This window comes from Grimontia celer, from assembly GCF_900055185.1.
Taxonomy (GTDB): domain Bacteria; phylum Pseudomonadota; class Gammaproteobacteria; order Enterobacterales; family Vibrionaceae; genus Enterovibrio; species Enterovibrio celer.
In genome coordinates this window covers 1,505,323-1,517,952 of the sequence record NZ_FIZX01000002.1, presented here as the reverse complement: position 1 = coordinate 1,517,952, position 12,630 = coordinate 1,505,323, and the positions used below count along the sequence as shown (strand labels likewise).

Below are 12,630 nucleotides of genomic sequence, written 5' to 3'. Positions count from 1 at the left end.
GCTAATTTAAGCCGCACTTAAACATGCTTTGAGCTTTTTCTGACTGCGCTGAGCGCCCAACAATGTAGGGTTGGTTTCCAGCCATTTAAGCAACTCTACCGTTGCCGCTTCCGGTGACTGATTTGTGGTATCAAGCTCAATATCGTAATGCAGGTGCTGGTGTACGTGGTTATATTCACTCTCAGCCAGCCCAATTGCTCGGTCTCCGCGCTCTTTCTCCCGCTTTGCTGCGATGAGCAAGTGGCATTTCACCCCAACCATGCAAATGTTAAATCCTTCCAACGCGGTCAGAAGGTTTCGCTTTTCTTCGTCTATTGTCCAGGCGTTATCGAGGATCAAGTAGCAGCCAGCTTTGGCTAATCCTTTCGCGGCTTGGTGATAGCCTTCGACTAAGGTGGGGTAGTTGTACCCTTCCCGAAAGATAGGTTTACCTTCCATCATGGCTTTCAGATCGGAAGGGGGTAGGGCGTAAAGCACGCTATCAATGCTGAAGTTCAGGTACTGGCGAGGTAAGCGTTCAATGAGTTCTTTGGCAATGCTGGTTTTCCCCGCACTGCCCGTTCCGTTGAGAATAATAATTTGTGGAAACATGTCACCAACTTTGTCTGATCGTATTTTTATATTCCATTACCAACTGGCAATACGAATATGTAATTAGATGCTTATGTCGATTTTATGTACAGGAAAGTGGCTGCAAATTTAAGCAGAGTTCACACAAAAATCATGGTGTTATTTTGCGAATTTTGTTTCGTTACAGAGACTAAGATAAATCACTGGTTATATTAGAGTATCTTAATGAACTGAGCCAATGGTAGTGAAGGTTGTGCGATTGTTTTTGCGTTATCTATAAAATACAAAATGTTGTATGAAAAGCCGTTGTTCTCTCTTGGATCACTTTCTCTAACAGCTTGTCCTTACGTTGGTATTTGCATGCAGCAACCTTCAAATTTGACCTTCTGATCCCACCCGTACGCTGTTGTGTAACACAGTCACTCGTTGAAAAAAGAGGAGTGACGAGATGAAACAATGGCTAATGATTCTGTATGTGATTTTAGGCTTTTCGCTATACGGCTGTGGTGGAAGCAGCGGAGGAGGAAATTCTCATACCCAAGCTTCACTCAGGGTGATTCATGCTGGTGCCGACGCACCGAAAGTGAATATTCTGGCGAATCAATCTGCGCTGGTTGATGGACTGGACTATGGGGAAAGTAGTGGATTCAAGCAGGTAGCATCGCAGAACTACAACGTTAAAGTGAATGCACAATTACCAGACCAGGCAACACCCACGGTTCTGATCGAAGATTATGATCTGAAAGCTGAGCGCAATTATTCTGCCGTAGCGTTGGGGAGTGTTGCTGACAACACGCTCGAAGTGCTGGTGGTTGAAAATGCCGACTCTGCTGTCGCGAGCGGCTATGTCAGGCTTCAGGCCGTGCACGGCTCCCCGGCTGTACCTGCAGTCGATATCTATGTAACAGCACCGGGTGATGACATTGCATCGGTTTCGCCCACTTTGACGCTGAGCTATCGCCAGTTCAGCGACCAGCTTTCAGTTCCTGCGGGGGATTACCGCATTCGCATTACACCGGAGGGAACTAAGACTGTGGTCTTTGATAGCGGAACTGTGCCATTGGCTTCCGGGACTGACTTGTTGGTGACTGCCGCGCCGAACGTTTATGGCGGCAACACCACATCTCCCGTTGTATTGGTTGCTGCGTCTGGCAAAGGCGCGTCAGTGATTTTTGACCAAACGACAGGCGCAGACCTGCGTGCGGTTCATGGTGTAGCTGATGCACCAGCAGTGAATGTCGTGCTAAACAACAGTGCGACGCCAGCCGTTGCGGGCCTGACTTATTTGAACGAATCTCCATTCTTGCAGGTTCCTGCTGGCACGCAGGACGTCACTGTGAATGTGCCATCTCTGACAACAGACGTACTGAAGGATGTGCCAGTGCCACTTGAGCAAGGTAAATTCTACAACGCTATTGTGTTGGGTTCAGTAGATGCATCAGATGCGTTTGATATTGAATTGCTGCCATTTGAAGAAGACCGCCGCAAAGTTGCTACAGAAGCCAAAGTGTCATTGGTTCATGGCTCTGTTTCCGCTGGAACTGTGGATGTTTACATTACACCGACGGCAGATATTTCCAGTGCGAGTCCGACTATCAGCAATTTTGCCTACAAGCAGACCATCACAGGCGTCGGCTTGATGCCGGGAGAGGCAGTGATTTCAGTAACACCCGCAGGCTCGAAAACGGTCGCTATCGGTCCGCTGACAGTGAATTTCGAAGGCGGAAAGTTGTATGGTGCTGTCGCTCAAGATGCGGCCAGCGGTGGTGCTCCGTTGGGCGTAAATGGTTTTGACGAGCTGAACTGATTCAGTGGATAAGAAAAAGCCCCGCGTTTGCGGGGCTTTCTATTAACGCTTAAAGGTGACGGCTTCAGTCTCTTCAAGGTGTAATGATGTGGTAGCAGGTTGAGTGTCTGCAATCACTTTACCTGCACGGATCGAGTAGCGAACAGGCACCTGACGACGCAGCGCGTCAAAGTCGTTCTCAGCAGGGAGGATAAGCAAGTTACCCGGCTTGCCAACTTCCACACCGTAGTTGTCTTGAATGTTCAGTGTTTTTGCCGAGTGATGACTGATGAGATCCAACGATTGGTTGAGTTGGTCGTAACCCATGATTTGGCAAACATGTAGACCCATGTGAAGCACTTGCAGCATGTTGGCGGTACCCAATGGATACCAAGGATCGAATACATCATCATGACCAAAACAAACGTTGATGTCTGATGCCAGCATTTCTTTTACCCGGGTAACACCACGGCGCTTTGGATAGTCATCAAAACGACCTTGCAGGTGAATATTGACCAAAGGGTTGGCGACGAAACTGATGCCAGACATACGTAGCAAGCGGAACAGGCGAGACGCGTAAGCACCATTGTAGGAATGCATCGCCGTTGTGTGGCTGGCCGTCACTTTGTGCCCCATCTCGTACTTGTGTGCGAGCGCTGCTACAGTTTCGACAAAGCGTGATTGTTCGTCGTCAATTTCGTCACAGTGCACGTCAATCAGGCGGTCATATTTACGTGCGAGTTCAAAGGCGTAGTGGAGAGATTCCACACCGTATTCGCGGGTGAATTCGAAGTGTGGAATGGCACCTACAACATCGGCACCCATTTTCACTGCTTCTTCCAGTAACTCCTTACCATTCGGGTAGGAGAGAATGCCCTCTTGAGGGAAAGCCACGATTTGAATATCAACCCAAGGCTTCATTTCTTCACGCACTTCAATCATGGCTTTCAATGCGGTCAGAGTAGGGTCTGATACATCCACGTGAGTGCGGACGTGCTGGATACCGTTAGCAATTTGCCATTTCAGGGTTTGTTTGGCGCGTTTTTTAACGTCTTCGATAGACAGCATGGCTTTGCGCTCAGCCCAGCGCTCGATACCTTCAAACAAGGTGCCCGAAATATTCCAACTTGGTTCACCCGCAGTTTGAGTGGTGTCTAGGTGGATGTGGGGTTCACAGAAAGGTGGCATTGCCATTCCGCCTTCTGCATCAATGACAGTTGCGTCTGTTTTCAGCTCGGCGTTGTTGTCTTCGATAGCGCGGATTACGCCATCTTCGATCAGGATTTGCGATGCCTTTTCCTGACCACGAATAACAACATTTTTAATCAGTAGAGATGCTGACATTGAGGTTTCCTCTTTGGCTCACACGCGAGCAGATTTAGTCTTCTTATTATCGTTTAGCATATCCAGTACAAGATAGCTGATTGCACCGCCCAATACGGCGTTCAAAGGCACGATCCCAGGCAGCAGGTGTCCAGCTGCAATACCGGCAGCAACGCCACCAATCGCTGCCCAGTTCACGGTCTTAAACTCGGCGTTGGCAAAATCTTTGTAACGCGCGCGGTGCTTGATGAAATCGGCAATGATGATACCACCAATCGGCGGAATCGCTGCTGAAAGGAAGGTCAGCCAGCCAACAAAGTTGTTGTAGAGCCACAGTGCACACAGGGTACCAATAATACCGTTGGCAACGGACAGGTATTTACTTGGCAAGCCAGTGATATTGGAGAAACCAAGGCCAGATGCATATAGGGCGTTATCGTTCGTCGTCCAAATGTTCAAGCCAAGCACAATGATTGCTGGAAGCAATAGCCCTTGCATCATCATCACTTCAGAAATGTCTGACTGACCAGTTGCTGCTGCGCCTGCTGCTCCGAAGATAAACATCAGACTGTTACCGATAAAGAACGCCACCATGGTCACAACGACAGCACCCTTCGCGCTCTTGCCGAAACGCACAAAATCAGCCGTTAGTGTGCCTGCAGAAATGAAAGAGCCGACCACCAGAACCAGCGCGGTTGAGAAAGACATCGGGTTGTCAGGAGAGATGAGCTGGAGTTTTTCGATACCACCCAGACTGTCGACAGCTTCGATGACTGAGTATCCGCCGAGAAGGGCAATAGCAGGAACGGCGATGGCGGAGAGAACCATAAGGGCTGAGATACCGAAATAAACGGTGGCGGTCATGGCGAGACCGGCGACTGCAATCAGGATGTTGGTATCAATGCCTGTTGCTTTCTGGACTGGCAGGGCAAACATGGCAACGCCAACACCGAACCAACCAACTTGTGTACCACCGAGAATGAGAGAAGGAAGCCAGGAACCTGTGGTTCCGAAGGAGAATCGAGCAAGAAGGTGAGTAGAAAGGCCAGAAGAAGCGCCAATGTAACCAAGAAATGAAGTGTAAATACCGAGGAGAAGATTACCGATGAGAACTGCGAGGAAGAAATCTTTGAAGGAGAGGCCAGTGCCTAACGTTCCTCCTGTCCACATGCTCGCCGAAAAGAAGGTTAATCCCAACATGACCATCGTCAGGGATAGGATGCCCTTTCGAGCTGACTGGGGAACTGGTCCCAGGCTGTAGTTGTTGTCCGCCGCCATTTTACACCTCAATAACAAAGAGAAACGCGCCCGATATGAGATTCTATCGGTTAAACGGCGCGGTATTTTATCGACGAAAAAGGTGATGTCAATTGAATAAGGTCTGTTTTTGTTGGTTATTGGATATCTTGTTTTTAACTTATTGAATATGAAGGACTGTTTGTGTGGCTGTACGGCGTTGCACAGACAGATGTCACGGTTGTAATCGGTTGCTGTACCCCGAAAAGTTTATAAACACGATGTTAAAATCAGAATTTGTTTAAAAGTCGACGGTTGAAGAAAATTGAATGCCAAAAGCAGTTGTTGATGGAAATTTGAGGGCAGTTTTTAGCTGCTCTCGAATACGAGCAGCTAAAAAATCAGCGATGACCGCGAAAAATAAAGGTTATGATATTCTTTTTAGATGTAATGGTCAGAACTGAAAATAAAGTCGCTTATTCTTCGCCCACAGAAGGGGGGAAGTTTGCAAACATGTCTTTCACCTGTTCATTGATAAACTCATTCTTACTTGAAGGTGTCATGCTATCAGTGAGTTTTCTGTTGGATACCGCGCGCCAAACAACTTGATTGCTTTGGTTATCGACCATCTCTACGACCAACTGACCATAATCTCTTTCTTCAATTCTAACCGGTGTTTCATAGCGGGCACCAAAACGGCGGCTGCCATAGCCAAAGCTAAAAGAGGGTCCATATGCCACGGCTTCGGTTTTTGGTTGCACGAAATAGCGTAATGTCACATTTGGGGATGTGTCTGTTTCCTGAATTCCTTTTGCCGCCATTTCTTTTTCCAGCGCTCGTTCAATGCGACTGTCATCCAATGAGATCGGAGACGTCGACGACTTCATTGCAATATCGTAGGTCTCTATTTCCTGATAGGGGAACTGTTGGTCAAAATCGGTGTAAACGCTTTTGGCACAACCGCCAAGTAAGAGCACAAAGAGAACGGAGAGAATTCGCGCGGACATAACATCGCCTCGTCTTGGGAGCTAAGGATCGTGGTAATAAGAATATATGGGTATAGACCCCAGCGATGGGCAGAAAGTTGCGTATTTGGACGGCGGTCGATTAGTTTTCGATCAATTCCAGTGCTTGTTGCGTGTAGGGGTGGGTCGGGGCAAGGCGCTGCATCTCGTTGGCCCACTTGGTAGCCGTAGGCGCGTCTTCCATATTTATTGCGGCTTTAACTGCTCCAATATGAATCCAGGCGCGCGGGCCGAAAGGATAGTAACCCAACTCTTCCGATGCCATCATATCTTTGAGCATGGCAAAGCCGCGTTCGCGCTGGTCGAGAGATTCAGGTAGGTTAATGAAGGTGATGGCAGCAAGCGACTGTATGTAAAGCCCTTCATTGAGCCCGTAATATGGTTTGTCGAACGACTCATCTGATAGTTGATTTAATGATTTGTTGAGTGAGTCGACACCGATTTGCGAAAACTTCTGGCGATTCCAAGGGAACCAGGCGTCACGAGCTTTCATTGACATAGTGCTGCCGTAGTAAGCCGTTAGTAACGCATCTTCCGGGTATTGAATGAGCAGGTCTTCAACGGCACTGAGAACGTGCTCGCCTGCATCACTATTACCCGTGCTGGCATCCATGAAGGCGTCTTGAAGCGTCTTTTGCATAGGGCCAGCATTAACCTGATTTAACCAGGCCGGAGTTGCCGCAATGATAACGACAATACTAAACAGCGCGATGCGGCTCAGCCAATTGTCCTTAATCTTCATTGCGTTTCTCCTGAGGGGGTTGACGTTGTTTCAGGTTGCCAAGCTACAGCAGATTGTTCGAAAGAAAAGGGCGATGAGACCAAATGCAGTTTTGGCTGATAAACAGCATTTGGCGGATTTGAAATGACTAGTACGATTCAGGCAGCTTTCGGCTGCCTGAATAAGAGTTTTACATTTGTTTGAACAGAGAGTGGGCGTTTCGACTGACAGGCAGTTGGTTTTGGTTTGAAGCCACTTCAACGACCATTTTACCTGTGATGTCTTTAAACACTCGGCCAATCGCGGATACTTTTATGATTACCGAGCGATGAATCTGCCAGAACGTTTCTTCGCACAGCATTTGGGATAGATTTCGCAGCGGTGTGCGAATGATGTATTCCGAGTCGTTAGTGACGACAGTGACGTACTTATCTTCTGCCCTAAAATACTCAACGTCATCAACATGAATCAGGTGAATATCTTCACCTTTTGCCGCTTTCAGCCAAGTGAGAGGCGCGCATCGTTTTTCCTGTGCCTGGGAGAGGATTTGGGTGAACTCATCAGCATTGAGTGTCGGTTTGGTTCGAGTTTTTAAACGCGCGCAGGTTTTGGTGAGGCGTTTTTCATCGATAGGCTTGATCAGGTAGTCAATCGCGCCATGTTCAAATGCTTCAATGGCGTAATGATCGTATGCAGTGACAAAAACAATGCGGGGCGGGTTTTTCATTTCTCCGATGAGATTGGCGACTTCCAACCCATCTAACCCAGGCATTCTGATATCTAGAAATACCACATCAGGTTGAAGTTTCTTGATGAGGTCCAAAGCTTCAATGCCGTCTTTCGCACTGCCAACCACATCAATATCTGATGAAACTGCACCAAGCAGTCGACTCAAATGATGACGAAGAATGGGTTCGTCATCAGCAATTATTGCTCGCATTGAAATGAAATCCTTGTCGTGAATCCCCCTCCTTGATGGGGAATGAGTTTGAGTCGTCCCTTCTCGCCATAGAGTGTTGAAAGGCGTTCTTTCACGTTTCTCATGCTCACTCCATTTCCTTTGGAGCCGTCATTGAATCCGATACCGTTATCGGAAACTTCAACGGTGAGCACGTCTTCCTGTTTCGAGAAGTTGATTTGGATGTAGCCCCCTTTTACTGAAGGCTCAATACCGTGAACCACAGCATTCTCTACGGCTGGCTGGATCAGAAAGGGTGGAATTCGGGTTTGTTTTGAAATAGATGGGTCAACCTTGATTTCAAATCCCATACGATCAGACAGACGAATTTGCTGAATGGAAAGGTAGCTATCAAGGAGTTTTAACTCGTCATTGAGTGAAACTGTGTCTTTGCGCTGTTGCTTCAAGCTGGCGCGAAGTAAATCAGTGATTTTCTCTAGCAGCACTTTGGCCTTAGGGGCGTCAATGTCTATCAGCACCTGGATGTTCGCGAGTGTATTAAATAAAAAGTGAGGCTCCATCTGGCCTTGAAGACTTTTTAGCTGGCTATTGATTAATGCCTTTTCCTGTTCGGCCTGTTGAAGCTTTGAGTCTTTAAGGTCGTTTTCGGCTTGCCTTGCCCGCTCACGCATGATGAAAAAGCAAGCAGTAAATATTGCGACTGATACCGTGAATATCAGCGTGGGTAACAGCACCTCAGGGCGCCAAAACCCCCGGTATTGGTATATCCACAACTGCATGTTCATGGTGCCGATGATCGATCCTGTCGTAATAGCAATTGCGGTACGTGCCGGATTTGACCATTGTGGGAAGTTTCGCAGCAGAAAAACGTGCAGAAAGTTGAAGGTGATACCGTAGCCAAGTGAAATGGCTAGATGATAGAAAAATGCGCCGCCGAAAAGAAAGCCTGTAATGTATGCAATTACAGAACAAATTCCGATAACGACGAGGACGCGTGTGCGTTCTAGGTATGGGATTGTAGGGTTCATTGTGCTCTATCTTTCCTAACAAATGAGATGTTAGTTTTTATTGTTTTTCCTTGAAATACCTTGCCGTCCTTATATTGGTGAAGATGATCGAGAATTTTGATTCCCGACTTATTTTTATGGGTAGAGATGTTCTTGTTTTCGGCTTAAAAAAGAGGCGCAGCATAAAACATGCGCGCCTTTCGATAAGGTATTTCGGATGCACAGTAGCTTTTCCGTAAAAATCTAAGGAAAAACAACCAACGAAGCCACATTAACCGAATTGAGAGAGAGTGAAAGCGCAATGCGATAAAAGCACCGATATCATGATGATCGGTGCTATTTGGGAGTGAAGGGAAGTCTCTTTTAACGCTAACCGTTGTTTGAAGAGCCCGGCTCAGAATGTGTGGCGATAACATCAGAGCGGGTTCCGTTCCCACCTTGTTTCTCTGCATCGATTCGCATCATCTCGCTGGTATTGAACATATGCTGGGGATTAATGCGTTCGCCACTCGCTTCAAGCGATGATAAGCCGATACTGAGGGTGACAGCGCCCGTGCTGGAAAGGATAAAGGGCAGATTTTTAGCGCGTAAATGGTCGTGCAATTTCTGGCAAACAATGTGCGAGTTTTCGCGTGTCGTGTGCGGAAGGATGATGGCAAACTTTTCATCGACTAAATGGGCCAGCACGTCAGATGAGCGTTGACAGGTTTCAGAGATGACTTGACTGATCCCTGTAAGCACAGCGTTGGCTTTCTCTTCACCCTGCGCTGATTTGTAACCTTCAAACTGGTCTACCGATATCATCAGTAGACTGAGTGGAGTTTTGTAGCGACTGGCCCGGCGCAGTTCTTTGTCTAGCATATCGTTGAAATGACGGAAATTGCTCAATCCAGTCAGTTCATCAATCGGATTCACTTCTTCGAGCTGGTGGGTCACATCATCAAGTGCTTCTTGATTCAAATCTAACGCATGGGTGAGTTCGACATTTTCATCGCTGATCTGGTGAATGGTTTCACTTTGTCTTTTGGTCAGCAGTGAGAAAGCAAGAACTAAGGAAGCGAGGCCGAATATGATCACCAGTGTGGTTAAGGCTTCAGTTTTGTATTCCTGCCAAATAGGTGGTTGATAGTTAATAAAGCGCGTACCTTCAGGCAAGGCATCTCGAGATATATTGTGCTTGTCCAAAGAATCGAGGTCGAAAAACAAGGAAGCAGGTGCAGACTTTGCAGAGGGAAGTGCGGTGGCTACGTCTTTTGAAAGTACTTCAAGCGCTAGCTGAGCGGCCGCCTTACCCTGACTGTAACCAGTAACTATCTGACCCCCGATAGCCCCGTGACCGATGTGTGAGTGCCAATAGGTATAAACGGGGAAGGGAGTGATCGAGGAAAGCAGTCGGGCTGTTTCTGCTGGGCTGTACTCCGTCCCATCTGACTTAGGTAGAGTGTTGCTAAGCAGAAAAACCAAAGAATTCGCAGGGAACTGGCTCAATTCCTTATCCAGTGCTTCTATAGATTTATCGACGATGATTTCAGTATCAAGAATGTCAGTGTAAGCAGGAAGAACTGTTTCTTTGACGATGTCTACCACCCGTTGGTTATGGCCTTCTTCGGTTGTGCCGATAAATACGATAGATCGCGCATCACTATGAAGTGACAAAGCCAGGTCGACGGCATTTTTATAGTCTGTGTACTCAGATATCCCGGTTGAATTCAAAGACTGGCTTAATGTCTCGGCAGAGTAATCTTTCAGCGCGGTATAAAGAATTGATTGGTTCGGGAAGAGTGTTTTTTGATGGCGCAAGGCAAAATCGAGCGCTGCATTGTCTGATGTGATAATGAGGTCCTTGGAATCAGCGACTTTCTTAAGCGCTAATAGCTCTGCGACTTTCTCACTGACTGCTTCTACTTCATGGCGCAGAGAGTCGAGGTAAACCACGGACAGATCGATATTGGTTCCGGATGCATCAAAAGTATCTCGGATCCCGCTCTCTATTTCATCACTCCAGCCATATCCACGGTGAAACGCATTGATATACAGCACCTGCTTTGCCCCGGCATCTGCTGAAGCATTGGAAGAGGCTACAGCAACCAGCATAGTCGTAAAAAATGCGCCGACAACCAGACCAAGGATAGGCAAGCTAATGAAGCGGGAAAATGTCGAGTTAGTTTTATTATTCATAGTGGTCTCGAAAGTGTTCTTGGACTGCCGACGGCTGTTCTTAATTTGAGACAAAGTAATCCAGTAAGTGTAGTTAGAAATTCCCCGAATTTGGGGTCTTGCAGGTGGAATGTAGGAGCTTGGGACGTGGCGCAAATTTTTTCCGCAAAACGGGGCTGGTAATGACAGAAATGTGACTTGTTTCTCCGTTTGCTTGAAGTAGTGGACTGAACTCTGTAGTCTTGCGGCGTTTTCCATTCTCAGTTCAGGATTATTGCCTTGCTTAGTACAGCTAATATCACCCAGCAATTCGGCGCCAAGCCACTTTTCGAAAACATTTCCGTTAAGTTCGGTGAAGGTAACCGTTACGGCCTAATCGGCGCGAACGGCTGTGGTAAATCGACGTTCATGAAGATCCTGAGCCGTGAATTGGAACCAACCAGCGGCAACGTTAGCGTTGATCCGAATGAGCGCGTTGCCAAGCTGAACCAGGACCAGTTTGCTTACGAAAATTTCACGGTTATCGACACCGTTATCATGGGTCACAAAGAGCTGTGGGAAGTAAAGCAAGAGCGTGACCGTATCTACTCGCTGCCAGAAATGAGCGAAGAAGACGGTATGCGTGTGGCTGACCTGGAAGTTGAGTTTGCTGAGATGGACGGCTACATGGCAGAGTCCAAGGCTGGCGAATTGCTGCTGGCAGTCGGCATTCCTGTTGAACAGCACTATGGCCTGATGAGCGCGGTAGCACCGGGCTGGAAACTGCGTGTGCTTTTGGCACAGGTTCTGTTTGCTGATCCAGATATCATGTTGCTTGACGAACCGACGAACAACCTGGATATCGACACCATCCGTTGGCTGGAAGATACGCTGAACGAGCGTAACTGCACCATGATCATCATCTCGCACGACCGTCACTTCCTGAACTCAGTGTGTACCCACATGGCTGACCTGGACTACGGCGAACTGCGTGTTTACCCAGGTAACTACGACGAATACATGACAGCAGCGACGCAGGCACGCGAGCGTCTGCTGGCAGACAATGCGAAGAAGAAAGCACAGATTGCTGAACTTCAAACCTTCGTTGCGCGTTTCTCTGCAAACGCCTCTAAAGCAAAACAAGCGACTTCACGTGCGAAGCAAATCGATAAGATTCAACTGAGTGAAGTGAAGGCATCGAGCCGTCAGAACCCATTCATTCGTTTTGAGCAGTCAAAAGAACTGTTCCGTAACGCACTGGAAGTCGAAAACCTGAGCCAAGGTTTTGAAGCTGATTTGTTCGCTAACTTCAGCGGTATTTTTGAGGTGGGTGAGCGCGTTGCCATTATCGGTGAGAACGGCGTGGGTAAAACCACTCTTCTGAACACGCTGGCAGGCGTACTTGAACCACGTACCGGTGAGTACAAATGGTCTGAGAACTCAAACATTGGTTACTACGCTCAGGATCATGCTCATGACTTCGAAAAAGACATGAACCTGATGGATTGGATGGGGCAGTGGCAACAAGAAGGCGATGACGAGCAAACCGTGCGTGGTTTCCTTGGCCGTATGCTGTTCTCTCAGGATGACATCAAGAAGTCTGTAAAAGTCCTGTCTGGTGGTGAGCAAGGTCGTATGCTGCTTGGTAAGATCATGATGCACAAACCAAACATGCTGCTGATGGACGAACCAACCAACCACATGGACATGGAATCTATCGAGTCATTGAACACGGCTTTGGAGCAATTCAAAGGCACACTGTTCTTCGTGTCGCATGACCGTGTGTTCGTTGACTCGCTGGCAACCCGTATTATTGAAATCCGTGACGGCAAGATCACTGACTTCAAAGGCACTTATGCTGAGTTCCTGAAATCACGCGGCATTGAAGGCTAATCAAGACTTCAATG

At 47.7% G+C, this 12,630-nt stretch carries 10 protein-coding genes; 2 read left to right on the top strand and 8 right to left on the bottom strand.

What is annotated here, in order from left to right; genetic code table 11:
• Positions 1 to 6 precede the first annotated feature (6 nt).
• Positions 7 to 591: a chloramphenicol phosphotransferase CPT family protein gene (locus GCE9029_RS17000; protein ID WP_062665026.1), complete on the bottom strand. Its 585-nt coding sequence runs from the start codon at positions 589 to 591 to the stop codon at positions 7 to 9.
• A gap of 427 nt (positions 592 to 1,018) precedes the next feature.
• Here GCE9029_RS17000 and GCE9029_RS16995 point away from each other — a divergent pair, with 427 nt between their 5' ends.
• Positions 1,019 to 2,377, top strand: a complete 1,359-nt coding sequence (locus GCE9029_RS16995) for a DUF4397 domain-containing protein (RefSeq protein WP_062665024.1) — start codon at positions 1,019 to 1,021, stop codon at positions 2,375 to 2,377.
• A gap of 42 nt (positions 2,378 to 2,419) precedes the next feature.
• Here GCE9029_RS16995 and GCE9029_RS16990 read toward each other — a convergent pair whose 3' ends face one another.
• From GCE9029_RS16990 to GCE9029_RS16960, 7 genes are all read right to left on the bottom strand, one after another.
• Complete coding sequence (locus GCE9029_RS16990) at positions 2,420 to 3,700, bottom strand: cytosine deaminase (RefSeq protein ID WP_062665022.1); 1,281 nt, start codon at positions 3,698 to 3,700, stop codon at positions 2,420 to 2,422.
• Positions 3,701 to 3,718: 18 nt separating this feature from the next.
• Positions 3,719 to 4,957 carry a cytosine permease gene (gene codB, locus GCE9029_RS16985; protein ID WP_062665020.1) on the bottom strand — a complete coding sequence of 413 codons (1,239 nt, stop codon included), beginning with the start codon at positions 4,955 to 4,957 and terminating at the stop codon, positions 3,719 to 3,721.
• A gap of 434 nt (positions 4,958 to 5,391) precedes the next feature.
• Entirely contained in the window at positions 5,392 to 5,922 is a 531-nt protein-coding gene (locus GCE9029_RS16980; RefSeq protein ID WP_062665018.1) for a DUF4136 domain-containing protein, read from the bottom strand.
• Positions 5,923 to 6,022: 100 nt separating this feature from the next.
• Positions 6,023 to 6,682 carry a hypothetical protein gene (locus GCE9029_RS16975; RefSeq protein ID WP_062665016.1) on the bottom strand — a complete coding sequence of 220 codons (660 nt, stop codon included), beginning with the start codon at positions 6,680 to 6,682 and terminating at the stop codon, positions 6,023 to 6,025.
• Between the two features lie 169 nt (positions 6,683 to 6,851).
• Complete coding sequence (locus GCE9029_RS16970) at positions 6,852 to 7,601, bottom strand: LytR/AlgR family response regulator transcription factor (protein ID WP_062665014.1); 750 nt, start codon at positions 7,599 to 7,601, stop codon at positions 6,852 to 6,854.
• On the bottom strand, positions 7,589 to 8,608 hold the full coding sequence (locus GCE9029_RS16965) for a sensor histidine kinase (protein WP_062665012.1): 1,020 nt from the start codon (positions 8,606 to 8,608) through the stop codon (positions 7,589 to 7,591). The genes GCE9029_RS16970 and GCE9029_RS16965 overlap by 13 nt, the downstream gene beginning before the upstream one ends.
• A 348-nt stretch (positions 8,609 to 8,956) precedes the next feature.
• On the bottom strand, positions 8,957 to 10,765 hold the full coding sequence (locus tag GCE9029_RS16960) for a GGDEF domain-containing protein (protein ID WP_062665010.1): 1,809 nt from the start codon (positions 10,763 to 10,765) through the stop codon (positions 8,957 to 8,959).
• A gap of 258 nt (positions 10,766 to 11,023) precedes the next feature.
• Here GCE9029_RS16960 and GCE9029_RS16955 point away from each other — a divergent pair, with 258 nt between their 5' ends.
• Positions 11,024 to 12,616 (top strand): ABC-F family ATPase, encoded by a 1,593-nt coding sequence (locus GCE9029_RS16955; protein ID WP_062665008.1) that lies wholly within the window; start codon positions 11,024 to 11,026, stop codon positions 12,614 to 12,616.
• Positions 12,617 to 12,630: the final 14 nt, after the last annotated feature.